Annotated in this window: 25 protein-coding genes and 1 tRNA gene; 11 read left to right on the top strand and 15 right to left on the bottom strand. The window is 72.6% G+C overall.

Going from position 1 to position 24,518, the window contains the following annotated elements; genetic code table 11:
* Positions 1 to 7: 7 nt before the first annotated feature.
* Positions 8 to 604, bottom strand: a complete 597-nt coding sequence (gene clsA / locus CLV56_RS14330; RefSeq protein WP_039361798.1) for a cardiolipin synthase ClsA — start codon at positions 602 to 604, stop codon at positions 8 to 10.
* 185 nt (positions 605 to 789) lie between these two features.
* On the opposite strand from clsA, the gene CLV56_RS14325 reads away from it, so the two are divergent.
* Positions 790 to 1,413, top strand: a complete 624-nt coding sequence (locus CLV56_RS14325) for a superoxide dismutase (protein WP_039361796.1) — start codon at positions 790 to 792, stop codon at positions 1,411 to 1,413.
* 44 nt (positions 1,414 to 1,457) lie between these two features.
* Here the strand turns inward: CLV56_RS14325 and CLV56_RS14320 are convergent, their stop codons facing one another.
* From CLV56_RS14320 to CLV56_RS14305, 4 genes are read right to left on the bottom strand one after another with little or no spacing between them, the layout of a single operon-like run.
* Complete coding sequence (locus tag CLV56_RS14320) at positions 1,458 to 3,512, bottom strand: bifunctional copper resistance protein CopD/cytochrome c oxidase assembly protein (RefSeq protein WP_039361794.1); 2,055 nt, start codon at positions 3,510 to 3,512, stop codon at positions 1,458 to 1,460.
* The gene (locus CLV56_RS14315) at positions 3,509 to 4,057 is read right to left on the bottom strand and encodes a copper resistance CopC family protein (RefSeq protein WP_157805177.1); all 549 of its coding nucleotides are present in this window, start codon (positions 4,055 to 4,057) and stop codon (positions 3,509 to 3,511) included. The genes CLV56_RS14320 and CLV56_RS14315 overlap by 4 nt, the downstream gene beginning before the upstream one ends.
* Positions 4,054 to 4,716: a YcnI family copper-binding membrane protein gene (locus CLV56_RS14310; protein WP_100415188.1), complete on the bottom strand. Its 663-nt coding sequence runs from the start codon at positions 4,714 to 4,716 to the stop codon at positions 4,054 to 4,056. The genes CLV56_RS14315 and CLV56_RS14310 overlap by 4 nt, the downstream gene beginning before the upstream one ends.
* Before the next feature lie 43 nt (positions 4,717 to 4,759).
* Complete coding sequence (locus CLV56_RS14305; RefSeq protein ID WP_157805176.1) at positions 4,760 to 5,305, bottom strand: hypothetical protein; 546 nt, start codon at positions 5,303 to 5,305, stop codon at positions 4,760 to 4,762.
* Positions 5,306 to 5,378: 73 nt separating this feature from the next.
* Between CLV56_RS14305 and rocD the strand changes: the two genes are divergently transcribed.
* Together rocD and CLV56_RS14295 are read left to right on the top strand one after the other, a co-directional pair.
* Positions 5,379 to 6,578, top strand: a complete 1,200-nt coding sequence (gene rocD / locus CLV56_RS14300) for an ornithine--oxo-acid transaminase (protein ID WP_039362172.1) — start codon at positions 5,379 to 5,381, stop codon at positions 6,576 to 6,578.
* Between the two features lie 38 nt (positions 6,579 to 6,616).
* Positions 6,617 to 7,426, top strand: coding sequence for a crotonase/enoyl-CoA hydratase family protein (locus CLV56_RS14295; RefSeq protein ID WP_039362169.1), 810 nt, complete (start codon positions 6,617 to 6,619; stop codon positions 7,424 to 7,426).
* Here the strand turns inward: CLV56_RS14295 and CLV56_RS14290 are convergent.
* Positions 7,423 to 8,520 (bottom strand): hypothetical protein, encoded by a 1,098-nt coding sequence (locus tag CLV56_RS14290; RefSeq protein WP_039361791.1) that lies wholly within the window; start codon positions 8,518 to 8,520, stop codon positions 7,423 to 7,425. The two genes, CLV56_RS14295 and CLV56_RS14290, sit on opposite strands and share 4 nt — an antisense overlap.
* A gap of 9 nt (positions 8,521 to 8,529) precedes the next feature.
* Positions 8,530 to 9,342: a phosphatase PAP2 family protein gene (locus CLV56_RS14285; protein ID WP_100415186.1), complete on the bottom strand. Its 813-nt coding sequence runs from the start codon at positions 9,340 to 9,342 to the stop codon at positions 8,530 to 8,532.
* A 210-nt stretch (positions 9,343 to 9,552) separates the two neighbouring features.
* On the opposite strand from CLV56_RS14285, the gene kynA reads away from it, so the two are divergent.
* Positions 9,553 to 10,446, top strand: a complete 894-nt coding sequence (gene kynA / locus CLV56_RS14280) for a tryptophan 2,3-dioxygenase (protein WP_100415185.1) — start codon at positions 9,553 to 9,555, stop codon at positions 10,444 to 10,446.
* Positions 10,443 to 11,249, top strand: coding sequence for an amidohydrolase family protein (locus CLV56_RS14275; RefSeq protein ID WP_100415184.1), 807 nt, complete (start codon positions 10,443 to 10,445; stop codon positions 11,247 to 11,249). The genes kynA and CLV56_RS14275 overlap by 4 nt, the downstream gene beginning before the upstream one ends.
* Positions 11,250 to 11,256: 7 nt before the next feature.
* On the opposite strand, the gene CLV56_RS14270 is transcribed toward CLV56_RS14275, so the two are convergent.
* On the bottom strand, positions 11,257 to 12,846 hold the full coding sequence (locus tag CLV56_RS14270) for a peroxidase family protein (protein WP_100415183.1): 1,590 nt from the start codon (positions 12,844 to 12,846) through the stop codon (positions 11,257 to 11,259).
* 162 nt (positions 12,847 to 13,008) lie between these two features.
* On the opposite strand from CLV56_RS14270, the gene CLV56_RS14265 reads away from it, so the two are divergent.
* Positions 13,009 to 14,052 (top strand): NAD(P)-dependent alcohol dehydrogenase, encoded by a 1,044-nt coding sequence (locus CLV56_RS14265; RefSeq protein ID WP_039361788.1) that lies wholly within the window; start codon positions 13,009 to 13,011, stop codon positions 14,050 to 14,052.
* A 32-nt stretch (positions 14,053 to 14,084) separates the two neighbouring features.
* Here CLV56_RS14265 and CLV56_RS14260 read toward each other — a convergent pair whose 3' ends face one another.
* From CLV56_RS14260 to CLV56_RS14245, 4 genes are read right to left on the bottom strand one after another with little or no spacing between them, the layout of a single operon-like run.
* The gene (locus CLV56_RS14260) at positions 14,085 to 15,059 is read right to left on the bottom strand and encodes an asparaginase domain-containing protein (protein ID WP_157805175.1); all 975 of its coding nucleotides are present in this window, start codon (positions 15,057 to 15,059) and stop codon (positions 14,085 to 14,087) included.
* The gene (locus CLV56_RS14255) at positions 15,056 to 15,469 is read right to left on the bottom strand and encodes an NYN domain-containing protein (RefSeq protein ID WP_211288153.1); all 414 of its coding nucleotides are present in this window, start codon (positions 15,467 to 15,469) and stop codon (positions 15,056 to 15,058) included. Before CLV56_RS14255 ends, CLV56_RS14260 begins: the two co-directional genes overlap by 4 nt.
* 4 nt (positions 15,470 to 15,473) lie before the next feature.
* Positions 15,474 to 17,102, bottom strand: a complete 1,629-nt coding sequence (locus CLV56_RS14250; RefSeq protein WP_039361785.1) for an acyl-CoA dehydrogenase family protein — start codon at positions 17,100 to 17,102, stop codon at positions 15,474 to 15,476.
* Positions 17,099 to 17,830, bottom strand: a complete 732-nt coding sequence (locus tag CLV56_RS14245; RefSeq protein ID WP_100415478.1) for a PaaX domain-containing protein, C- domain protein — start codon at positions 17,828 to 17,830, stop codon at positions 17,099 to 17,101. Before CLV56_RS14245 ends, CLV56_RS14250 begins: the two co-directional genes overlap by 4 nt.
* A 176-nt stretch (positions 17,831 to 18,006) precedes the next feature.
* Between CLV56_RS14245 and CLV56_RS14240 the strand changes: the two genes are divergently transcribed.
* From CLV56_RS14240 to CLV56_RS14230, 3 genes are read left to right on the top strand one after another with little or no spacing between them, the layout of a single operon-like run.
* Positions 18,007 to 18,720, top strand: a complete 714-nt coding sequence (locus tag CLV56_RS14240) for a DUF5995 family protein (protein ID WP_039361783.1) — start codon at positions 18,007 to 18,009, stop codon at positions 18,718 to 18,720.
* Positions 18,717 to 19,811: a DUF2235 domain-containing protein gene (locus CLV56_RS14235; protein WP_100415181.1), complete on the top strand. Its 1,095-nt coding sequence runs from the start codon at positions 18,717 to 18,719 to the stop codon at positions 19,809 to 19,811. Before CLV56_RS14240 ends, CLV56_RS14235 begins: the two co-directional genes overlap by 4 nt.
* Positions 19,812 to 19,828: 17 nt before the next feature.
* On the top strand, positions 19,829 to 20,785 hold the full coding sequence (locus CLV56_RS14230; RefSeq protein ID WP_039361781.1) for an NAD(P)-dependent alcohol dehydrogenase: 957 nt from the start codon (positions 19,829 to 19,831) through the stop codon (positions 20,783 to 20,785).
* A gap of 33 nt (positions 20,786 to 20,818) precedes the next feature.
* On the opposite strand, the gene CLV56_RS14225 is transcribed toward CLV56_RS14230, so the two are convergent.
* The 3 genes from CLV56_RS14225 to CLV56_RS14215 all read right to left on the bottom strand — a co-directional run bounded on the left by CLV56_RS14225 (position 20,819) and on the right by CLV56_RS14215 (position 22,419).
* A complete protein-coding gene (locus CLV56_RS14225; RefSeq protein ID WP_157805174.1) occupies positions 20,819 to 21,118 on the bottom strand; it encodes a hypothetical protein in 300 nt (99 codons plus the stop codon).
* 117 nt (positions 21,119 to 21,235) lie between these two features.
* A complete protein-coding gene (locus CLV56_RS14220; protein WP_039361778.1) occupies positions 21,236 to 22,063 on the bottom strand; it encodes a class I SAM-dependent methyltransferase in 828 nt (275 codons plus the stop codon).
* A gap of 282 nt (positions 22,064 to 22,345) precedes the next feature.
* A tRNA-Pro gene (locus CLV56_RS14215) sits at positions 22,346 to 22,419 on the bottom strand.
* A 150-nt stretch (positions 22,420 to 22,569) separates the two neighbouring features.
* On the opposite strand from CLV56_RS14215, the gene CLV56_RS14210 reads away from it, so the two are divergent.
* Positions 22,570 to 23,199 carry an alpha/beta fold hydrolase gene (locus CLV56_RS14210; RefSeq protein WP_211288152.1) on the top strand — a complete coding sequence of 210 codons (630 nt, stop codon included), beginning with the start codon at positions 22,570 to 22,572 and terminating at the stop codon, positions 23,197 to 23,199.
* A complete protein-coding gene (locus CLV56_RS14205) occupies positions 23,196 to 24,428 on the top strand; it encodes an APC family permease (protein ID WP_039361775.1) in 1,233 nt (410 codons plus the stop codon). Before CLV56_RS14210 ends, CLV56_RS14205 begins: the two co-directional genes overlap by 4 nt.
* Positions 24,429 to 24,518 lie beyond the last annotated feature (90 nt).

The raw sequence follows: 24,518 nt of genomic DNA, 5'->3' as shown, positions 1-24,518 counted from the left end.
CGTGTCCTCAGTCGCGCCGCACCGGCGGCATCGACCGCATCAGTCTGCGCACCTGCCACACGTACAGCAGACCGGCCCACCAGTACAACGCGACACCCCAGATGGCGAATGCCCATCCGAAGACCTTCGCAAGATCGGCGACCGTCCCGGTGTCGTCGCCGAGCAGCAGCAGCGGGAAGGCGTAGAGCAGACCGGCGGTGGCCGCCTTGCCGAGGAAGTGGACCGGGAGCGAGGAGTATCCGCGTGTGCGCAGGAACGGCACCAGGCCGAACAGCAGCACGTCGCGCAGCGGCAGCAGGATCGCGAGCCACCACGGGATGATCTCGCGCAGCGCCAGCCCGACGACCACGGCGAGGATGTAGAGCCGGTCGGCGACCGGGTCGAGGATCGCCCCGAGCTTCGAGGTCTGGCCGAGGCGCCGCGCCAGGTAGCCGTCGAGGTAGTCGGTGAACCCGGACACGACCAGCACCGTGAGCGCGAGCACGTCGGCCTCGGGCACGAGCACCAGCCACAGGAAGACCGGGACACCGAGCAGCCGCGCCATGCTCAGGAGGTTCGGGATGGTGAAGACGCGGTCCGAACGGCCGTCGGTCCGTGCACTCACTGTGTCCCTCGTCTCCGCTTCCGGTCTCCCCTCCGGGGCTCGGTCGGCACCAGACTATCCGGCACGCACCAAGCGCAGGCACGCGACGGCAGGCCACGGGCGCTCGCCAGATGGGACCCCACGGTTGCACGGGCGCTCCGGCTGAGAGACTGTGAAGACAACTCGAGAACATCGATGGAGGACCAGTGGCTGAGTACACCCTGCCCGACCTGCCGTACGACTACGGAGCCCTCGAGCCGTACATCTCCGGCAAGATCATGGAGCTCCACCACAGCAAGCACCACCAGACCTACGTCAACGGTGTGAACACGGCGCTGGAGCAGCTGGCCGAGGCCCGCGACGCCGAGAGTCTCGGCACGGTCAACATGCTCGAGAAGAACCTCGCGTTCAACCTCGCCGGCCACGTGAACCACTCCGTGTTCTGGCCGAACATGTCGCCCGAGGGCGGCGACAAGCCGGACGGCGAGCTCGGTGCGGCGATCGACAACTTCTTCGGCTCGTTCGACAAGTTCCGTGCCCACTTCGAGGCGTCTGCCCTCGGCATCCAGGGCTCGGGCTGGTCGATCCTCGCCTGGGAGACGCTCGCGCAGCGCCCGATCATCTGCCAGCTCTACGACCACCAGGGCAACCTGCCCGCCGGGATCGTCCCGCTGCTGATGCTCGACATGTGGGAGCACGCGTTCTACCTGCAGTACCAGAACGTCAAGGCCGATTACGTCAAGGCGTGGTGGAACATCGTGAACTGGGCCGACGTCCAGGCACGGTTCGAGGCCGCGCGCAGCAGCACGCCGGCCCTGTGGACGCCGTGACCGGCTGACACACCCGTACGACCGGCCGAGCCCGGTCCGGGATCCTACGAGGATCCCGGACCGGGCTCGCTGCTCCCCGGGCCGCTCTGCTCGGCCAGCCTCGCCAGGTAGGCGTTGTACGCCTCCAGCTCGGCGTCGTCGTTCTGGGCGGCGCGCCGGTCGTGGCGGACGGCCTCGCGGCGGTCCTGACGGATCCACTGGACGAACAGCGCCGCCATCACGATCACCAGCGGCACCTCCCCCATCGCCCACGCGATCCCTCCGCCGAGGTACTGGTCGGCGAGCAGGTCGGTCGCGAACGGGCGGTTCAGGTCGACGTAGAACTGTTCGGCGACCACCTCCTGCTGCGCCATCAGCGCCACGGAGAAGAACGCGTGGAACGGCAGCGTCACCAGCAGGATCAGGAACCGCCAGATGGGCTCGATCCGCCGCGGCGACGGGTCGACGCCGATGATCACGTAGTAGAACAGCGACCCGACCAGCAGGAAGTGGACCTCCATCAGTCCGTGCCCGATGTGGCTGTACATCGCCGTCTCGAACAACGACGTGAAGTAGAGCGCGTACAGGCTGCCGACGAAGAGGAAGGCCGCGACCAGCGGGTGCGTCACGACGCGGACGAAGCGCGAGTGCAGGAATGACACGAGCATCGCCCGCGGAGCGACGTCGCCCGGCTGGCGAGGACCGGGCAGGGTCCGCAGCGCGAGCGTGATCGGCGCGCCCAGCATCAGCAGGATCGGGGCGACCATGCTGAGGATCATGTGCGAGACCATGTGGGCGCTGAACATCGCGTGCGAGTAGACGCCCAGCCCGCCGAAGGTCGCCCACGCCACCAGCGCCATCCCGCTGAACCACGCCAGCGTCCGCCCCAGCGGCCAACGGTCGCCGCGGCGGCGCATCACGAGCAGCCCCGTGACGTACAGCGCGCAGCCCATCCCGACGATCGCGAGGCCCGTCCCGCTCAGCTCGACGCCGAGGACCAGCCGGGCGAGCGTCGGCGCCGCGGGCATCGGGCCGTCCAGCAGCTCCTCGGCGGTCCCGGTGTAGAGATCCGCCGGTCGGGGGGTCTCGGTCTGCGAGAGCGCCACCGCGACCGCGACCGTCATCCCCATCACCACGAGCTCGGCGGCGGCGAGGCGAAGGAAGGCGCGGTTCGCGCGCCTGCGCAGGACGGACGTCTCGCCCGACGGGTCGTCGGCCGCCCTGCCGGCGCCGTCCGCCGCGTCGAACGCCGGCAGCGTCCGGCGACGGTGCAGCCACCCCAGCACGCCGAGGGCCACGAGGGCGGCGACCTTCGCCCCGACGAGCAGGCCGTAGCGGCTCAGCAGGGACGACCACCCGTCGAGCCGGGTCGCGGCGTTCAGGACGCCGGAGACCGCCAGCAGCGCCACGCACCACGCCGCGAGGACGGAGAACCGCCGCACGGCCGCGCCGAGACGGCGGCTCCCCCGCACCGCGATCCAGGCGAGCGCACCCAGACCACCGACCCACAGGGCCGCCGCCGCCAGGTGGAACATCATGCTCACGACCGCGAGGTCGTGGGATCCCGATCCGGCGGAGTGACCGCTCAGAGCCTGCGGCACGAAGCCTGCGAGCGCGAGCCCGAGCAGCAGCGCGAGCAGGCGGATCGAGAACGTGCGCCGGGCGAGCACCGCGACGGCGAGCGCGATCACGCCCTGCGCGATGATCGCCCACCCGATCTGGGAGGAGAAGGCGAGCTGGTAGAGGACCGCGCCCGACAGGGCCGGGATCGGCGTCCCGAACAACGACGAGGCCTGGAGGAAGAAGTACGCGACGGTGCCGACGGCCCACACCAGTGCGGCGCGACGCGCCATCCGTACGGAGTCGGCCGCCAACCCGCGGACCTCCGGCGAGCTCGACGGGAGCAGGAAGGCGGCCGCGAGCAGGAAGCCCGCGGTCGCGAGCCCGGCGACGTCGTCGAGCACCTTCACCGCAGGGAGCAGCCAGCCGGTGAAGACCCCGGGGTCGGGGATCCCCTCCGGAACCGACCCGGGGTCGGCGTGCCCGAGCGTCAGCGCGAGGTAGAGGGTCCCGGCCGTGGCCAGGAAGGCACCGGCAGCCCAGCGCACGCTCACCGTCATGTCTCGTCGTCCTCGTCGCGTCGTCGGGGCCAGAGCAGCAGCGCCGCCGCCGCGACCAGCCCGGCCCCACCCCACAGCAGGTGGGCCCGGTGCTGGTGCACGAACCCGGAGACGCCCGAGGCGTCCTCCGGCTCGTCCGCCCGGGTGTCCTCGACGGTACGCCCCTCGGTCACGGTGAACCGCACGGTGCCGGTCACGGGGTGCCCGTCGCTCGAGACCACCCGGTAGGAGATCCGGTACTCCCCCGCGATCTGCTCGTCGTGCAGCGTCTGGACCACGTCACGGTCCGCGACCTCGGCCTCGCCCGAGGCCACCTCCGTGCCGTCCGGTGCATCCACCACGACGTAGGCCGGCTCGGACACGTCCTCGTTGAAGGTGAGCGTGACCGTCGCCGGCAACGACACCATCGTCTGACCGTCGGTCGGGTCGCTCGACGCGAGCACGGCGTGGGCCGCGGCGCCGGGCGCGGTCGCGAGGACCGCACCCAGCGCGACGAGTGCAGCGACCACGGCGCGGGTCGGCGCCCCGGCGGGGATCCGCCTCAACGTGAGGTCCTGCGCCGGCGGACCGCCGCGACGAGCGCGATCCCGGCCAGCGCGAGCGCGGTCGCGCCGAGCAGGACCCCGTCGACGCCGCCGGTGTCCTCGGAGGCCGCCTGCTGCGATCCTCCGGTCGCGTCGGAGTCGGTCGCGTCGGTCGCGTGGTGGTCGGCGGTCTCGTCGGCCGGGGCCAGCGGCAGCGTCGGGGCCGGACGCTGGGGCTCCTCGCCGCCCTCGGTCGCACTCTCGTCCCAGGCGACGACGGTGCCGTCGGAGTAGTGCTGGGTGGCGACGAACTCGAGCGAGTCGACGTCGCTCGGCAACGGCCCGCCGCGGACCTCGAACACGTCGAACTCACCCGGAGCGATCCCGCCGTCGGTGGCGGTCCAGGTGATCGTGCGGCCGGGCTCGACCGTGACGTCCCAGCCGGGCTTGGTGCGGGTCGAGAGGTGCTCCAGGTCAGCACCCTCGGGCAGGCGGACCTCGATCTCGGTCGTGCTCGCGTCCTCGGACTCGGTCGGGACGGTGAAGGCGATCGTCGCCCAGCCACCCTGGGCGGCATCGGGCGAGTCGACGGTGACGTGGGCGGAGGCCGGTCCGCCGGCGAGCACGGCGATCGGCAGGACGGCGGCCAGGGCGGCGGCACGCAGGACAGGGCGGTTCATCGAACGGGGACTTCCTCGGTCGGTGGTACGGGTGGGTGCGGGATCAGCACGCCACCGGTGGGCCACGACGCGAGACGCACCCCCGCAGCGCCGCGATCGGCGAGATCCCGGCCGTCGGCGGCACGACGGCGTGCGTGGGGCCGGGTCGGATCGCGACCACGGGCCGCGCGGCGTACCGGATCCGCCGCACGGCACCGGCGAGGACGACCGCGTGGAGCCGCCGCAGCGCCCGGTCGCCGCGCAGCAGCAGGGCCGCCGCCGCCGCGGTGGCGGCCACGTGGCCGAGCACCATCGGCAGGACCTGGACGTGCGCCGGCCCGCCGAGCAGCGAGCACCAGACGTGGGCGAGGCCCTGCACGCCGATCAGGACCGCGAGGACCGGCCGCAGACGCAGGCGACCCCGGCTCGCCGCCGTCGCGAGCACCCACGCGGCGGCCGCCATCGCCAGGGCGTGGCCCCACCCCGGCGGACGCCCGCCGCCGGCGACGTGGCCGAGCACGGCGACCGGCACGGCGATCCCGGCGACGACGCCCCCGCGGAGCGGCCGCCGCAGCGCCGTCTCCGCCCGTCGTCTCGGCGCAGGTCTCACCAGGTCAGCGTAGGTCACGGACCTCCGGGTGCGACCAGCTGCGTGCCCGTGCTTAGCCTGTCGTATGACGCGCATGACATCAGCGGACCTGATCGCCCTCGACGAGCGGTGGAGCACCCACAACTACCACCCGCTCCCCGTCGTGATCCGGGAGGCGGCAGGCGCCTGGGTGACCGACGTCGAGGACCGTCACTACCTCGATCTGCTCGCCGGCTACTCCGCGCTCAACTTCGGCCATCGCCACCCTGCGCTGCTGGCTGCGGCGGTCGAGCAGCTCGGCCGCGTGACGCTCACGTCGCGCGCGTTCCACCACGACCAGCTCGGAGCGTTCTGCGCGGAGCTCGCCGCGCTCACCGGGACCGAGATGGTGCTGCCGATGAACACGGGCGCGGAAGCGGTGGAGTCCGCCGTGAAGGTCGCGCGCAAGTGGGCGTACGACGTCAAGGGCGTCGCGGACTCCTCGGCGACGATCGTCGTCGCCGGCGGCAACTTCCACGGCCGAACGACGACGATCGTCTCGTTCTCCGACGACCCCGACGCCTACGGCGGGTACGGCCCCTACACGCCGGGGTTCGTGCGGGTCGCCTACGGTGACGCGGAGGCCCTGGCCGACGCGGTCGACGAGCGCACGGCCGCGATCCTGCTCGAGCCGATCCAGGGCGAGGCCGGTGTGATCGTGCCGCCCGAGGGCTACATGAGCGCAGCGCGGCGGATCGCCGACGACGCCGGGTGCCTGCTGATCGCCGACGAGATCCAGTCCGGCCTCGCCCGGACCGGGACCGTCCTGGCGCTGGACCACGAGCAGGTCCGCGCCGACCTCTACACCCTCGGCAAGGCCCTCGGCGGCGGGATCGTGCCGATCTCGGCGGTCGTGGGTCGCGCCGACGTGCTCGGCGTGCTGCAGCCGGGTCAGCACGGCTCGACGTTCGGCGGGAACCCCCTGGCCTGCGCGGTGGGTCGGGCGGTAGTGGCGCTGCTCGAGACCGGCGAGCCCCAGGAGCGGTCCACCACGTTGGGCAAGCACCTGCACGCGCGGCTCTCGGCACTGGTCGGGCACGGGGTGACCGAGGTCCGGGGCCGGGGTCTGTGGGCGGGTGTCGACATCGCGCCGGGCGGTCTGAGCGGACGTGAGGCCGCGGTGGCCCTCATGCAGCGCGGCGTGCTGTGCAAGGAGACGCACGGCTCGACGCTGCGCGTGGCGCCGACGCTCGTCATCACCGAGGAGGAGCTCGACACCGCCGTCGACGCGATCGCGGAGGTCGTCGGCGCCTGACCGCCCACGTCCGACTACCCACCGGTAACCTGGTGCGCATGTCCGACCCTCGCGTCCTGCTCGACATCGACGGCCCGATCGCCTCGGTCCGCCTCAACCGACCCGACAAGCTCAACGGCGTCGACCTGGCGCTGCTCCACGAGCTGATCGCCGTCTCCCGGACCATCCGCGCCGACCGCTCCGTGCGGGCCGTGCTGCTCTCCGGCGAGGGCCGGTCGTTCAGCGCGGGCCTGGACTTCGGCTCGGTGATGTCGGACCGGACCCGGATGTGGCGCGGCTTCGTCCCGAACCCGTTGAGCGGCCAGAACCTCTTCCAGCACGCCTGCTGGACGTGGCGCGAGCTCCCCGTGCCGGTCGTGGCGGTCGTGCGCGGCCACTGCTACGGCGCCGGGCTCCAGCTCGCCCTCGCCGCCGACTTCCGCTTCACCACGCCGGACGCGAAGTGGTCCGTCCTCGAGGCCAAGTGGGGTCTGGTGCCTGACATGAGCGGCACCGCGAGCCTGCGCGAGCTCGTCGGGGGCGACGTCGCCCGCCGGCTCGCGATGACCGGCGAGGTGATCGACGGCACGACGGCTCACGGGTACGGGCTGGCCACCGGAGTCGCCGACGACCCGGCCGTCCCGGCGCGCGACCTCGTCGACGCGATCCTGACCCGCTCGCCCGACTCGGTCGCCGCGACGAAGTCGCTGCTGAACCGCACGCGTCATGCGCGGGTGCGCACGGCGTTCGCGATCGAGCGGCGGCTGCAGCTGGCGATGTTCCGCGCGAAGAACACCGCAGCGGCCCAGAAGGCCGGCGCCAAGGGCGAGACCCCGGCGTTCGGTCCTCGGCAGTTCGGCCGCGGCTAGTCCCGCCGCGCGCTCGCGCCCGCCTCGTACGCGCTGCTGCGCACCTCGAGCACCGGGCGGTACCGGTCGTACACGGTCACCATCAGGGCGAGCAGGAAGACGAAGAAGAAGCCGGTGCTGCGGAAGAAGCGCTCGTCGCCGGGCATCAGCTCGCCCGCGACGACGACGAGCGCGATGTTCGCGGCGGACAGGGCCACGAACGTCGCGAACGCACCGTCGAAGCCACCGCCGCGCCGTGCGTTGACGAGACCGGCGACGGAGTTCAGCGCGATCACGACCGCGCAGCTGACGGCGATCTGCCACGGCGTCGCGGTCACGCTCGGCATGATGTTCGCCATGATCACGCTCACCAGGGTGATCAGCGCGATCTTCTCGTAGAGCCACGTGTCGAACACCTTGCCGCGGGCGACCCGCAGCGCCGCGCGTTCGCGTGCTTCGTCGACCTCGGCCGGGAGCGGCGGCGCCGCGACCTGCCACGGATGGTCCGGCGGGTCCAGCCGCGGGCGGACGGCGAACCAGAACACGGCGAGCCCGGCCAGGACCGCGGCGACGAGCGCAGGCGTGAACCACGGCACGTCACGCATCGTGTCGGTGAGGTCGAGCTGGAAGACGTGGATCCAGGCCTCCTGCGGCAGCTTGACCACGACCCAGATCGCGGCGGCGGCGACGACCCACCACCGCATCGAGAACCGCGCCGGATCCCATCGCAGCCGGACGACCTCGTAGAAGATGAAGAAGTACTCGAAGGTGTTGGGGAAGACGAGCAGCAGCCACCGGTCGTCTCCGCCGGCCAGCTCGAAGATCGTCGTGCCGACGAGGCGGTAGAAGAACAGGAACCGGGCGACCGCGACGGCGGCCGGGTTCGTCCAGTTCCGCATCGTCGCGACGTACGCGAGCGCGAGGTAGTAGACGTCGAGCGCCTTGTCGTAGCTCTGGTAGTTCGAGAGGTCGAGGTCGGTGAACGTCTGGAACACCGTCTGGTCGACGCCGTCGAGCAGCAGACAGGCGATGATCGCCGGGAGCGGGTACCTGAAGATCGCCAGCGGCAGCAGCAGACGCGCTGCGACCACGCCCCAGAACACGACCTCGTCCACCCGCGGAGCCTAGCGTGCGCGCGCCTCCCGACGCCCCCGAGCCGACGAGCCCGCGGTGCGGTGGTCGAGGTGCACCACGACGGAGCGTGCCAGGAGGACCAGCACCAGACCGACGACGACGTCGAGGACCCAGTGGTTCGCGGTGGCGACCACGACGACCGCCGTGATCAGCGCGTAGAGGAGGGCCGCCACCCTCACGGCGCGCGACGTGGTCACCTCCAGCGCCACGAGGGCGACCCACAGCGCCCAGCCCGCGTGCATCGACGGGAAGGCCGCGAGCTCGTTGGTCGACCCCGCGAAGGCTTCCGGCGCGGACGCGTCCGTGCCCCACCAGCCGACGCCGGAGGTCGTCGCGAGCACGTCGTGGTAGCCGCCGGTGAGCCGGGGCGGCGCGGTCGGCAGCAGCAGGTAGCACCCGAGGGCGGCCACGGTGGCGAGCACGAGGGTCCGGCGCAACCGGACGTACGCGTCGGGTCGGCACAGCAGCAGCCAGCCCACCACCGCCGCCGTCACGACGTAGTGCGTCGTGGCGTACCAGAACGAGGCGGCGACCGCGGCCGCGGGATGGGCGATCACCAGGTCGACCGTCCAGACCTCGACATCGACCCCGGCCCACGACTCCATCCCGAGGATCGCGTCGGCGCGGGCGCGGGCGGACCCGAGGTCGTCGTCCGCGAGCAGGCGGGTCAGGCTGTACCCCGCGTACAGGAGGGCGAGCAGGACGAGCTCGCGACCGACGGCGATCCGGCGGCGCGCACCCCTCGCGGGAGACGCACCCCGGGTCCGTGGGTCGACGAGCTGGCCCCGGCCGACGAGCAGCATGACCGCGACGATCCTCGACCGGCACCCCCGCGCGCATCAGGGACGAACCCCCGCCGCCCCTGAGCCGACCCGGTGCGGACCCGGTGCGGACCCGGTGCGGACCCGGTGCGGACCAGGACGCGGTCCGCACCGACCCAGGGTCGTCGCGGACCGGCGAGCGGTGGGCGAAGCACGAGTAGGGTCGGAGACGAGGCGAGCGGAGGGAGCACGATGCCGGCCGACCAGGATCGGGAGCAGGATCTCACCGGGGTCCGCGACAACACCCGCGCGCTCGAGGCCGAGGTCGTCACCGACTTCAGCGACCGGATGACGTATGCGGGCTACCTCGACCTCGACACGGTGCTGTCCGCGCAGCGACCGCTCAGCAGCCCCGAGCACCACGACGAGCTGCTGTTCATCGTCCAGCACCAGACCACCGAGCTGTGGCTCAAGCTGGTGCTGCACGAGCTCGAGAGCGCCTGCGCACTGCTGCGCACCGACGACCTCGGGCCGGCGCTGAAGCGGATCGCGCGGGTCAAGCACGTCCAGCGCACACTGGCCGAGCAGTGGTCCGTGCTGGCGACGCTCACCCCCACCGAGTACGCGCAGTTCCGCGACGTGCTCGGCAACGCCAGCGGGTTCCAGTCGTTCCAGTACCGCGCCGTCGAGTTCGTGCTCGGCAACAAGAACGCCGCGATGCTCCGGGTCTTCGACGCGGAGCCGGTCCACCGCGCGCAGCTCGAGCGGCTGCTGGTGGCGCCGAGCCTGTACGACGAGTTCCTCCGCTTCCTCGCCCGGTCGGGCTACCCGATCCCGGCCGACGTCCTCGGGCGCGACGTCACGAAGGCCTGGACGTACCGCGACGACCTCGCCGACGTGCTCACCGCGATCTACGCCGACGCCGACGCGAACTGGTCGGCGTACGAGACCTGCGAGGAGCTCGTCGACCTCGAGGACAACGTGCAGCTGTGGCGGTTCCGGCACCTGCGGACCGTGTCGCGCATCATCGGCTCCAAGCGTGGCACCGGCGGGTCCAGCGGCGTCCCCTTCCTGCGGCGGGCGCTCGACCTCACGTTCTTCCCCGAGCTGTTCGAGGTCCGGACCCGGATCGGGTCGTCCGGGTGACGGCCGGGCTCGGCGGAGCCCGGCTCCTCGGCGTCGTCGACCATCACGTGCACGCCCAGCTGGTCGACCTGGCCGGGATGCCGGAGGGGGGCGTGGTGGCGGTGGTCGACCTCGGCGGTCGTCCCGAGTCGTTGCGCGACCTCGCCGCACGCGCTCGTGACGACGACCGGCTCCCCCGCGTGCACTACGCCGGCGCGTTCCTCACGGTGCCAGGCGGATATCCCAGCACCCGGACGTGGTGCCCACCCGGTGCGGCCCGTATCGTGCGCTCGGCCGCCGACGCCGCCGAGGCCGTCGCCGAGCAGGTCGGGCTCGGCTCCTCCTGCGTCAAGCTCGCCCTCAACGCGGACGCCGGGCCGGTGCCCGAGCCGGTGGTCGTCCATGCGGTGGTGGAGGCCGCGCACGCGCACGACGTCGACGTCGTGGCGCACGTGGAGGGCCCGACGACCGTACGGTCGGCCGCGGACGCCGGCGTCGACGTCCTGGCCCACACGCCGTGGACCGAACGGGTCGACGACCTGCTCGTCGCTCGGCTGGCATCGTCCGGGCAGCGGTGGATCTCCACGCTCGACATCCATCGCGGCATCCCCGTCGCCCGAGCGCGTGCCCTCGACAACCTGCGGCGCTTCCACGCCGTCGGCGGCCGCGTGCTCTACGGGACCGACCTCGGCAACGGCGACCTCCCGGTCGGGCGCAACGACCGTGAGGTCGCCGCTCTGCACGAGGCGGGTCTGGACGACGCCGCCGTCGCTGCGGCGCTCACCGACCCGTGGCCGGCTCGACGGCCGGCCACGGACCGGTGAAGCCGACTCAGGTCTCCTTCGCGAACCGGATCAGCTGCGGCAGGTCGAACGACCCGTCGTCGCGCGCCATCGGAGCCATCGGCCGCCAGTTGGGCTCGACGCCCAGGTACGACAGCGGGTCGTGGGCGAGCATCCCGAGCAGCACCTCCGCGACGATCCGCCCGCCGACCGGCCCGAGCCGCTTCCCCTCGGCCAGGACCTCGGCCTCCTTCAGGATGTAGAACCACAACGGCGGATGCATCTGCACGTCGTCGCTGAGGTCGGTGATCCCGAGCGCGGACGCGTCGAGCGGCTCGACGCCCATCGCGCGGGCGACGGTGCTGCCGGCCGGCAGCCCGAGGGCGACGCCGCGCTGGAGGTTGCGCTCGGCGAGCGCGTGCGGCGGGTGGGCCGCGACCGACGCCGGCAGGTCGGCCAGCGGTCGCGCGAGCTGGGTGTCGATCGGCAGGGACGCCGCCGGGCTGGTGTCGGCCCCGGGCATGTCGACCAGGAACTTCCACTCGACGGCCCACTGGGGTGGGAGCCGCCGGAACCCGTTGAGGTTCTCGAGCTCGTCGGGCGGCACCTCGGGACCGAAGATCGGGATCGGGTTCGCCGCTCCCCGCTGGTCCCGGACGAAGTCGTTGATGTGGTAGCGCCCCCGGATCATCGAGTGGCCGAACCGGTACGCCGCCACGGAGAACTCCACCGGGATGTACGCGTCGTGGCTGGGGTCGTAGAACCGGAACGTCGGCTTCACGAGCGAGATCGTGCTTCCGGCCGCGTCGGCGACCCAGCTCTGCTCCTGGAGGATGTCGTCGATGACCGCCTGCCCGACGATCCGGCGCAGCCAGTCGTGCACGACGACCCACTGGTAGTGCCAGCGCACGAGACGCTGCGTCTCCTTGAACGCGTCGTCACCCGTCAGCGGCGTCGTCGCGGCCACCACGTCGGCGACCCGGTTGTGGAACTGCAGCATGGTCAGGTGCAGCTGGGACACGAGCGTGTTCTCGTCGTTGCGCGGGTCTCCGATCAGCGCGCGGCCGAAGAACACCTCCTCGCCGTGGCGCTGGCGTGGCGCGTTGCGCGGCAGGTCGGGGCCGGCGCCGCTGGTGACGCCCGGCACCACCCCGACGTCCTCCCCGAGGAGCATCTTCGTGACCGCCCCGGACTGGTCGTACAGGTAGGGCTGGTCGCCCGGGCCCCGCCCGTACACCGAGTCGAGGTCGAAGCGCGGTGTACGGAAGTTGTGCAGCGCGTCGGGATCGTTCTGGCGGGCGAGGCTCGAGACCGGGTCGAAGGTGATGTCGTGGTCGACGAACTGGCCGAAGTAGGTGTAGCCCGACGGGATGTCGGGGTTCTCGGCGGCCGGCGGGCCGGCGGGCTCCACCATCCGCTGGGCCAGCGCGGCCATGTCGGCGGCGGTGTGCTCGAAGACCGGCAGGTGCCGGAACATCCGGCCGAAGCGACCGGACTTGAACGACGAGGACGGGATCACGGCGACGCCGCGCTGCGGCTGCCCGTGCTGGACCGGCGTCGTGGGCGTCGTGGGCGGAGGGGCGGGCGTCTGAGGTGTCTCGGTGGCGCTGTACGCGCCGGAGCGGGTCGGTGCAGTCATCGCGGAGTTCCTCTCGTGAGGGATCTGGCCTCCGCTCAGCGTGCGTCGTCGACAGGGTCAAGGACATCAAGGTTTCATTCGGACATTTCGAACATGCCCCGTCCCGGTCCCGTCAGATGGCTCTGTCAGACTCGCCCACGGACCCGATCCGAAGGAGACCCGATGCCCGTCACCGTCCCCGCTCTCGCCACCGCATCCGCCGGCGCACCGTTCGAGCGCACCACGATCGAGCGCCGCGACCTCGGCGAGAACGACGTCCTGATCGACATCGCGTACGCCGGGATCTGTCACTCCGACATCCACCAGGCCCGCGAGGAGTGGGGCCGATCCACGTTCCCGATGGTCCCCGGGCACGAGATCGCCGGCACGGTCAGCGCCGTCGGGGACGCGGTGACCGCGCACGCCGTCGGTGACCGGGTCGGCGTCGGATGCTTCGTCGACTCCTGCCGCGTCTGCGGCCCGTGCGTGGCCGGCGAGGAGCAGTTCTGCGAGCGCGGCGCGGTCGTGACGTACAACGGGCGCGAGGCCGACGGCACCCCCACGTACGGCGGGTACTCGACCCGGATCGTGGTCGACGCCGCCTACGTGCTCCGGATCCCCGACGCGCTCCCGCTCGACGTCGCCGCGCCCCTGCTCTGCGCCGGGATCACCACGTACTCCCCGCTCGTGCGCTGGGGCGCCGGCCCGGGTCGGAGGGTCGCCGTCGTGGGGATGGGCGGGCTCGGCCACCTCGCCGTGAAGATCGCCAGCGCGCTCGGTGCCGAGGTGACCGTGCTCGGGCACACCCTGTCGAAGAAGGACGACGGCCTGCGCTTCGGCGCGCAGGCCTACGAGACCGGTGACCGCGAGACGCTGAAGCGCCTCGCCGGCTCGTTCGACCTCGTGCTCAACACCGTGGGCGCCGACCTCCCCCTCGACGCGTACCTGCGGACCCTCAAGCTCGACGGCGCGATGGTCTACGTCGGCCTGCCGGAGAACAAGCAGGAGCTCCGGGTGTTCTCCCTGGTCGGTGGGCGACGGATCCTGACCGGCTCGAACATCGGCGGCATCCGCGAGACCCAGGAGATGCTCGACTTCTGCGCCGAGCACGGGATCGGCGCCGAGATCGAGACGATCGGCGCCGACGACGTGGACGCCGCCTACGACCGCGTCGTGGCCTCGGACGTGCGCTACCGCTTCGTGATCGACACGGCGACGCTGACCTGACCTCGTCCCACCGCGCCGGCTGCGACACCGCGTCACCGAGCGCTGCGGGCCTCCCCCACCAGGTCGGTCGTGACGAGGCTGCGCAGCCGCTCGCGCGCGCCCGGCGAGCCGAGCAGGTAGTGCAGCTTCGCGTACGCGGCCTCCGCGGTGATCGCGCCGCACGAGACGACCCCCGCCTCGACCAGACCGCGACCGGCCTCGTACCGGCTGAGATCCACGAGCGCCCCCGGGATCTGGCTGACCGCGAGGACCGGGACGCCGTCGCGCCGCAGCGCCTCGAGCCGGGCGTGCGCCCGGGGGTCCGCCGGCGCCGTCCCGCTGCCCAGCACCCGCAGCACGACGCCGTCGGGCCGGTGGGCCCAGTCGAGCTGGTCGTGCCACCGTCCCAGGGTGACGGTCGCGATCTCGACGACCCGCGACGCGTCGTACCCCTGGAACGATGGGACGACGGCACGGGACCGCGTGCTGCGCCCGGCCAGTCCGTCGAAGGCGTCGACGTCCGTCGTCGATCGCTTCCACACGGTCGCCGCCGCCAGGACGCGCCCCGCGAACGCGACGACCACCCCCGGCGTCCCCGTGGCCGCGATCTCCAGGGCGTGACGGAGGTTCCCGGCCGCGTCGCTGCCGGCCGCGGTCGCCGCGCGCTGCGAACCGGTCAGCACGACCGGTCCGTTCGCGTCGGCGTGCGCGTACGCCAGCGCCGCGGCGGTGTAGGCCATGGTGTCCGTGCCGTGCACCAGGACCACCCCGACGCCGTCGGCCAGCGCGACCCCGATCCGGCGTCGCCACCGGTCCCAGTCGTCCGGCGTCATCTCGGCGCTGTCGCGCATCGGCGGGTCCAGCTCGACCCCCACCCTGGTGCCGTGCTCGTCGGCGAACCGCTCCGCCACCGCCTGCAGCACCCCCACGCCGTCGGCGCTCACCGCGAGGCCGCCGACTCCGCTCATGGTCGCCGTGCCGCCGGAGACCAGGACGAGCAGGCCACCACGCGGCCCGTCCACGCTCACCGTGCCACGCCTTCGGCCTCGTCCAGCCGGTCCAGCAGCCACCGCGCGCCGCGCACCGAGGCGCCGTGGGCACGCACCCGGTCGGCGAGGCCGCGGTCGGAGGTGGTGACGAGGACGCCGCCCGGATCGGCGGCGGCCGCGACGAGCGAGACGATCGCGTCGTCGCCGATGCCCGCCGCCGCGCTCACCGCGATCGACGGCGCGACCGAGGGGTCCATCGTGCGGGCACGACCCTCGACCACGAGCGTGATCGGGAAGCCGGCGCCGCGCGCGAGCACATCGAGGCGAGCCGCGAGGCGCTCGGTAGCACCCGCGCGGTCACGCCACCAGCCGTCGGGTCGCGACCCCACCACGTTGGCCGCGTCGACCACCAGGTGGCGGACCGCGGCACCGTCGACGTCGCCGGACACCGCCTCAGACCTTCGGCGTCGCCCGCTCGATGATCGGCGCGAGATCGAGCCCGCTCGGGAGCGTCCCGAGAACGGTCCCCCACTGCCCCGCCAGCCGGCTCGCGACGAACGCGTCGGCGACCGCCGGGTGGCCGTCACGCAGGAGCAGTGCACCCTGCAGGCCGAGCGCGAGCCGGCCCACCACGGTCCTCGCGCGCAGCTCGAGCGTGGCCTGGTCGGCGAACTGCTGCTTCAGCTCACCGACGAACGCGTCGAAGCGCGGGTCCGTCCCGGACACGGACCCCAGCTCGTCGAACAGCACCGCCAACGTCTCGGGCTCCTTGGCGATCGCCCGCAGCGTGTCCAGCGCGGCGACGTTGCCGCTGCCCTCCCAGATCGACAGCAACGGCGCCTCACGGTAGATCCGCGGCATCCGCGACTCCTCGACGTACCCGTTGCCGCCGAGGCACTCGATCGCCTCGGCGGCGTGGACCGGACCGCGCTTGCAGACGTAGTACTTCGAGACCGCGAGCGAGATCCGACGAAGCGTCGCGGCGCGCTCGTCGCCGGCCAGCGCGGCGTCGGTCAGCGAGGCGAGCCAGAGCGCCACCCCCAGCGACGCCTCCGCCTCGACGGCGAGGTCCGCGACGACGTTGCGCATCAGCGGCTGGTCGATCAGCGTCCTGCCGAACGCCGCGCGGTGCGCAGCGTGGTGGGCGGCCTGCATCGTGCCCTGCCGCATCAGGGCAGCGCTGCCGATCGTGCAGTCGAGCCGCGTCATGTTGACCATCTCGATGATCGTCCGGACACCGCGCCCCTCGTCGCCGAGCCGCCAGCCGGTCGCGTTCTCGTACTCGATCTCGCTGCTGGCGTTCGACCTGTTGCCGAGCTTGTCCTTGAGACGCTGGAGCCGGATCGGGTTGAGCGTGCCGTCCGGCAGCACGCGCGGAAGCACGAAGCAGGTCAGGCCGCCGGGGGCCTGGGCGAGCGTCAGCAGGATGTCGGACATCGGCGCCGAGGTGAACCACTTGTGCCCGACGATGCGGTACGTCCCGTCCGGTTGCGGCGTCGCGGTCGTGGTGTTCGCCCGGACGTCCGATCCTCCCTGCTTCTCGGTCATGGACATGCCCGCGATCAGACCGGGCTTGTCGGCCGGGACCCGCAGCTCCGGATCGTAGGTCCGGGTGGCGAGCAGCGGCTCGTACAGCGCGGCGACCTGCGGGTCGACACGCAGCGCGGGCACCGACGCGTACGTCATCGAGATCGGGCAGCCGTGGCCGGCGTCGACCGTCTGCCAGATGCTGAACTTCGCCGCCCGCACCAGGTGGGCGTACGGCCGGTCGTCCGCCCACGCGGACCCGTGCATCCCGAAGCCGACCGCCGTCCGCATCAGCTCGTGGTAGGCCGGGTCGTAGTCGACCCGGTCGACGCGGTTGCCGTAGCGGTCGTGCGTGCGCAGCACCGGCGGGTGCGCCTCGGCCAGGTCCCCCAGCTCGAGAGCGCGCGCGCTGCCGGCGGCACGACCGACCTCGCCGACCTCCTCGAGGGCCGCGTCTGCGCCGGCGCGCCGCAGCGCGGCGTCGATGACGGGCGAGTCGGCGACGTCGTGGCCGACGAGCAGCGGCACCTGGTTGGTGACCTCGTGGGTGATCATGCGGGCTCCTTCTCGCGGTCGTGGTCCGGATCGTCGCGACCGATCCCCGACAGGTCGGCACGATAGGTCTCGTACGCAGCACGCAGCCGCTCGGCGGGCCAGCCGCCCGGCGCGAGCTCGGGTGGCAGCGCAGGGTCGGTCCGCAGGTGACGGACGGTCGCCGCCGCGGCCTTGAACCGGACGGCCGGGTCGGCGTCGCCGTCGAGGGCGTCGAGCAGGATCTGCGCCTCGCCGGCCCAGGTCGGCAGGTCCCAGACCGCGCGGGCGAGGGCGACCGGCCGCTGCGGCCGGGCGGAGAGGATCTCGAGGTCCTCGTCGTCCGGCGGCGGGGCCTCGAGGTTGTCCGGTCGCAGCCACACGCCCTCGCGCAGCTCGCCGAAACGTCGTTCTGCGAGGTCCAGCCGCAGCGCGGAACGAGCGTCGGCCGCCCGACCGCGGCCGACGACGACGGCCATCGTCCACCGGCCGTCGTACGGGCGCAGCCGAGGGCTGATCCGTTCCTCGGTCGTGCGGTGGCGCTCGAGGTGCCGGTCGGCGAGCGCATAGCAGGAGTCCACGCTGGTCAGCTCTCCGGCCGCGGTCATCCGCGACAGCGCCACGCGCATCGACGGCGCGGCGACCCCGAAGCTCTCCCCCATCCGGACCAGGTCGCGTGCGGCGAGCCGCGGGGGACGCGAGCCGAGCAGGAGGCTCAGTGCGACCGAGCGCGCGGTCATCGGCGGAGCCATCTCCTCCAGGCTGCGCACGGCTACCTCCCGGACCGGCAGTATTACACGTTCAGTTCGTCTGAAGCCCTAGCGTAACATCTTGCGGTCCGTCCCGCCCGCGAACCACCGGATCGCGCCCGAGGACGATCCGTGCACATGGAGGGCCCCCGAGCCTCCCTCTGCGCCATGCTGGCAGGGTGCAGACGATCGAGACCGTCGACGAGGTCCTGGGGCGGCTCCGGGCGATCGACGCCTCCCTGCCCCCGGACGACGGAGTCGCCGTCTTCAACCGCATGTACCTGACCGTCACCGAACGGATCGGCGACCTCGTCGGCGCGGGCACCCGCCGTACGCCCTTCCGCGACGCCGCCGCGATGGCCGAGCTCGACGTCCGCTTCGCCCGGCTGTGGCTCGACGCGCACGACGCCGACGCCGCCGGGTCGCGACCGGCCAGCGCCTGGCGACCCTTGTTCGAGGAGCGCGCCGCCGGCCGGTTGCCGGTCCAGTACGCGATCGCCGGGATGAACAGCCACATCGAGCATGACCTCCCGCTCGCGGTGACCGAGACCTGCACCGCGCGCGGCTGCGAGCCCGACGACCTCCACGCGGACTACGAGGCCGTCAACGTCGTCCTCGCCAGCGTCGAGTCCGAGGTCCGCCGTTCCTTCCTGAGCGACGTCGGTCGTGCCGTGGACGATCGGATCGGCCCGGTCGTCCACGTCCTGTCCGCCTGGAACATCGACAAGGCACGGGACCTGTCGTGGGTCACGACCCAGACGCTGTGGGCCCTGCGCGGCACACGGATCCTGCGCGGACGGTTCGCCGACGCGCTGGCCCACACGGTCGGCATGACCACCCGGGTGCTGCTCGCACCGGGGATCGAGGACGGCCGACGACGGGAGCCATCGTGAGCAAGCGGTTGGTGGCCTGCTGTGACGGGACCTGGAACCGTCAGGACCAGGGCCACCCGACGAACGTGACCAAGCTCCACGCGGCGCTCGTCCTCGGCGAGGCGGGAGGCAGGGAGCAGCGTGCCACCTACCTCTCGGGCGTCGGCACGACCCGCGGAGAACGGCTGCGCGGCGGTGCTTTCGGATGGGGTCTGTCCGGCGCCGTGACCCAGACCTACCAGTGGATTGCCGAGAACTACGCGCCCGGCGACGAGCTCTTCCTGTTCGGGTTCAGCCGGGGCGCCTACACGGCGCGGAGCACCGCCGGTCTCCTCCGGAACTGCGGTGTCCCGAAGAAGCCGACCGACGAGCATCTGCGGACGGCGTACGCGATCTACCGGTCCAGCGAGCCCCCGGACGGCCCACGTGCGGCTGCCTTCCGTACCGCGCACGCGCACCCTCCGCCGCCGATCCGGTTCATCGGGGTCTGGGACACCGTGGGCGCGCTGGGGATCCCGGTGGGCGACAACTGGCTGACGCGCAGGATCAACCGCAGGTGGGGCTTCCACGACACGGACCTCAGCCGGTCCGTCGAGCACGCCTACCACGCCTTGGCGATCGACGAGCGTCGCAAGCCGTTCTCCCCGACCTTGTGGCACGCTCCCGAGGACGCTCCGGCGGAGCAGAAGGTGGAGCAGGTCTGGTTCTCGGGCGTCCACAGCGACGTGGGCGGCGGGTTCGCCCGGAGCGGCCTGTCGGACCTGGCCCTCCTGTGGCTGGCAGAGCGCGCTGAGGACGCGGGGCTGGTGTTCTCGCTCGACGCGTTGACCCCTGGCCGACCTGCCGGCGGTGGAGCGAGCACGATGCGGATCTCGCCGAACGCACTCTCCGCCATGCACGGCGAGGCGAAGGGACTGGCCCGGCTGGTGCCGCGAGGGTCCCGCGACGACATCGGGAAGGCGGAGCGGGGCCACGAGGCGCTCGCGGCCAGCGCCGTGCTTCGCAGTGAGCAGGACGGTGCGTATCGTCCTGCCAATCTCGTCGACGCACTGCGCCGAGACGTCCGCCAGGCCCCGCTGCCCCGCAGGGTGGCGGGCGGCGAGCCGGGCTGAGGGCCCGCGGGGGCAGCGTGAGAGCCGTCGCCTACGACCGATACGGCCCGCCGGGGACGCTGCGCCTCGTCGACCTGCCCACGCCCGAACCGGGGCCCGGTCAGGTCCTGGTACGCGTGGCCGCGACGTCGATCAACCTCAGCGACTGGGAGAACCTGACCGGGTCGCCCGCGTACGCACGCATCGGCGGCCTGCGTCGCCCGCGCCGCCGGGTGCTCGGCTCGGATCTCGCCGGACAGGTGGCCGAGGTCGGCGAGGGCGTCGCCGGCTTCGCGGTCGGGGACGAGGTGTACGGCGACAACCTCTTCCTCAAGGGCGGCTTCGGCGAGTACGCCGTCGCGCCGGCCGCGGTGCTGGCTCGGCGCCCTGACGAGCTCTCTCCGGCCGAGGCGGCGACGATCCCGCAGTCGGGTGCGATCGCGCTGCAGGGCACCGCCCGGGCCGCGGCCGGTCGGCGTGTCCTGATCAACGGCGCAGGCGGAGGAAGCGGCGTCTTCGCGGTGCAGCTCGCAAGGCGGGCGGGGGCGCACGTCACCGGCGTGGACAACGCCAGCAAGCTCGACTTCATGACGGCGCTCGGCTGCGACGAGGTGATCGACTACCGGCGCGCGGACTTCAGCCGGGGGCGGGAGCCGTACGACCTGGTCCTCGACATGGTGACCGGGCGGTCCGTCTTCGCCTACCGCCGTGCGCTCGCCCCGGGCGGTCGCTACCTGTGCACCGGCGGTCCGGCGCGGGCGCTGCTGCGGGTCGCCACCGTCGGGGCAGCGGCCGGGCTGCTGAGCGGCCGCCACCTCGGCGTGCTGATGGTGCGTGAGGGGCCCGAGCACTTCGAGCCGATGGCGCGTCTCTGCTCCTCCGGCGAGGTCGCGATCCACATCGACCGGGTCGTCGGCCTCGAGGAGGTGCCGGACGCGCTGGCCCGGGTCGGCGCCGGGCTCGCGCGGGGCAAGGTGGTCGTCGTACCAGGCTGAGCGCGCCTGCGCGGCGTCGTGGACGTCTGCGGATCAGTGGTCCGCACCCCGCGTGCCGACCCCGCGCGTCGGGTCGTGGTCGCGCGCGACCAGAGCGGCCACCTCACGCGGGTGGGTGAGCATCGGCAGGTGCCCCGTGGCCAGCTCGACCGGAGCGGCCAACAGCTCGCTGGCACAGCGCGCCTGGAGCGAGGCCGGAAGCTCGTCCTCGGTCGTCAGGAGATCAGCGGTGTCGCCCGGCCAGGACAGGTCAGTGCCAACCCGGTCGGTGTAGAGCCGACGCGCCTCGGGCACGAAGTCGGCGACCAGGCGATCGAGCGTGGCCACGGGCACGCCGCCCCCGTGGGGTAGGCGACGACCGCCGAACAGAACCGGTGTCATGACCGGCACACGAGGGCCTCGGTCAGACAGTCCGGGCCGACGACAGGCCCCGAGGACTGTGCGAACGCGTCAACCCTGCTTGTGGCAGACCACCCGATTGGGCCGAGTGGCGCCTTCCTCGATGTTGCGCACCGAGTTCCGGGCCTTGGCGGTTGTTGACGGGCCGATCAACACATGCAACCCCAACGGCGGCAACGCGCCTCTGTCAGCCAGCGACAGCATCGCGCGGTACGCCGCCAGGTAGTCCTGGCCCGTGTCCGTCACGGCGATGTCGACGAAACCCGCTTCCTGGAGGAGCTCCCGCGTCTGCTCCGGGGTGACGAGGTACTCCCCGGACCCGTCCTCAGACCAGGGGACCGGATGGTGCAGCTCTCGGCTGGACCCGCGACCGTGCTCGGTCAGCGCAAGAAAACCCCCCGGCCGAAGCACCCGGAAGGCCGACGCGAAGAACGCAGGCCGGTCGGGCACGTTCATCGTGACGTGCTGGGCGTAGGCGCCGTCGAAGGTCTCGTCCTCGTACGGCAGCTCCTGTGCGTCGCCGACTCGGAGATCCACCCGGTCGTCCAGGCCCAGCAGACCAGTCAGCCGCTGCCCCGCCTCGACGAACGGCCCGGTCAGGTCGATGCCGCTGACCCGGCACCCGAAGTGCTGTCCGAAGTAGCGTGCCGGGCCACCGAGGCCACAGCCGACATCGAGCAGGTGGCTGTCCGGTGCCACGGGTGGCAGGGCATCGCCCAGTTCCACGGTGGCCGCGAATCCGCGGGCGTGGACGTGGTCAACGGGGGCGAGGTCCTCGACTGTCAGCGCGGTCAGGTCCTTTCCGGCCGCCTCGAGTGCCTCAAGGATCCGTTGGTAGACATCGCCCTGTGCCCAGTGGTCGGCGACCGTGATGCCCATCGTGGTGCTCCTCCCGGACGGAAGGTTGTCGCGGCGAGTTGACGAGCCGGATCAGGGATGCCCGACAGCCACCCTTGGCCTCGCTCAACTGCACACCGATCCTACCTCCGGTCCCAGGCCGCGATGCCGAACGAGACCAGGCAATCCGACCTCACCCACTCGGCGAGCTCCTGCGCGGGCTCGCCATCGACAGCACCAAGGACGACCAACCACGACATGACAAAGGTCCGAACCCATATCCGTGGGTTCGGACCTTGCAGATGTCCTCAGACATCACTTCGGTCGGGCTGACAGGATTTGAACCTGCGACCCCTTGACCCCCAGTCAAGTGCGCTACCAAGCTGCGCCACAGCCCGATGGACCTCGGACGAACCTCCCAGGCCCGAGAAGCAACACTAGCAGTCGGTCGCGCGCCCCCGAACACACGGTCGGTGCCCGGTCCGCCACGAGCAGAATCCCTCGCGGCCCCCTCCACCGCACGGCCGTTCCGCCGTAGTCTCCGTGGCGTGACCGCCACCGCGCCCGTCCTCCTCCTGCACGCGCTCGGCGAGACCGGCGACGACTGGGCGACGGTGTCGGCCGCGATCGGCCCGGACCGTCCCGTTCTCGCGCCGGACCTCCGCGGCCACGGAGCCGCGCCCTGGGAACCGCCGTACACGCTCGACCGGATGCGTGACGACGTCGCGGCCCTGCTCGACGAGCGAAGGGCCGGTCCGGTGGACGTGATCGGGCACTCGATGGGTGGTGTCGTGGCGTACCTGCTCGCGGCCGAGCGGCCCGACCTGGTGCGGCGTCTCGTGCTCGAGGACGTCGGCGCGCCGTACGCCCGCACGCCGAGCACGCCCGAGCGCCCGCCCGGCGACCTCGCGTTCTCCTGGGAGATGGTGCTCGCCGTCCGGGAGCAGATCGACGCTCCTCCCCCGCACTGGCTCGACGCGCTCGGGCGGATCACGGCGCCGACGCTCGTGATCGGCGGCGGCCAGGACAGCCACGTGCCGCAGGACTGGGTGCGCGATCTGGCCGAGCGTGTTCCCGACGCGACGCTGCGCACGCTCGCGACCGGCCACCTGGTGCACGCGACCGACCCCGACGGCTTCCTCGCACTCGTCCGCCCGTTCCTCGGGGCCGGCCGATGACCCATCCGTCGGCGCCCCTGGCGCGCACCCTCGGTGTCGGCGACACCGTGGTGGTCGGCCTGGTCGCGATGATCGGCGCCGGGGTCTTCGCCGCGCTCGCCCCGGCCGCGGCAGCCGCCGGAGACGCACTGCTCGTCGCCCTCGGGCTCGCGGCGGTCGTCGCCTGGTGCAACGCCACCTCGTCGGCCAGGCTCGCCGCCGTCTACCCCGCCTCCGGCGGGACCTACGTGTACGGGCGAGAGCGCCTCGGCCCGTTCTGGGGATTCCTCGCCGGGTGGGTCTTCGTGGTCGGCAAGACCGCGTCGTGTGCGGCGATGGCCCTGACCGCCGGCGCCTACCTGTGGCCCGCGTACGCGACGCCGGTGGCGGTGCTCGCCGTCGTCGCCGTGACCGGGCTGAACGTGCTCGGCATCCAACGCTCGGCGCGGATCGGACGGGTCGTCGTCGCCGTCGTGCTGGCTCTGCTCGCTGCCGTCGTCGCGGTCTGCCTGCTGTCCGACGCGGCGACGCCGGCAGGCGCTTCGTTCGACGCGACCACACCGCGCGGGCTGCTCCAGGCCGCGGGACTGCTGTTCTTCGCCTTCGCCGGCTACGCCCGGATCACCACCCTCGGCGAGGAGGTCCGCGAACCCGAGCGGACGATCCCGCGCGCGGTGCCGCTCGCGCTCGGCATCACGGTCCTGGTGTACGCAGCGGTGGCGTGGGCAGTGCTCGCCGTGCTCGGCCCCGACCGCCTCGCCGCCGCGACCGACCCGCTCGCCGAAGCCGTCCGGGTCGCCGGAGCGCCGGGGCTCGCACCGTTCGTCCGGGTCGGCGCCGGGGTGGCCGCGCTCGGCGCGCTGCTGGCGCTGGTGCTCGGCGTCTCCCGCACGGTGCTCGCGATGGCCCGCGACCGGTACCTCCCGTACGTCCTCGCGGCCGTCCACCCGGGTGCGCAGGTCCCGAGGCACGCCGTCGTCGCCGTCGGGATCGTGGTGGCCGCCCTCACCGCGGCCGCGGACCTGCGAGGCGCGATCGGGTTCTCATCCTTCGGCGTGCTGCTCTACTACGCGATCGCGAACGCCTCCGCTCTGCGTCTGGGCGGCCCCCAGCGGCGCCTCGGCACGCCGCTCGCGGTGCTCGGGCTCGTCGGCTGCCTCGCGCTCGCGTTCGCGCTGCCGCTGGTCAGCGTCATCGGCGGGCTCGTGATGGTCGTCCTCGGAACGGCGGTCTACGCCGTCCGGCGCTAGGTGCCGTGGAGGTCCGGCGCCCCGACGTGATCGGGGGTACGGCGGGGTCTCGATCGCTCGCTCCGCTCGCGCCTCGACCAGCGGAGGGAG

It is taken from the genome of Mumia flava (assembly GCF_002797495.1).
GTDB lineage: Bacteria > Actinomycetota > Actinomycetes > Propionibacteriales > Nocardioidaceae > Mumia > Mumia flava.
The sequence above is the reverse complement of the archived record's forward strand: the minus strand, read 5'-3'. Positions and strand labels throughout refer to the sequence as shown.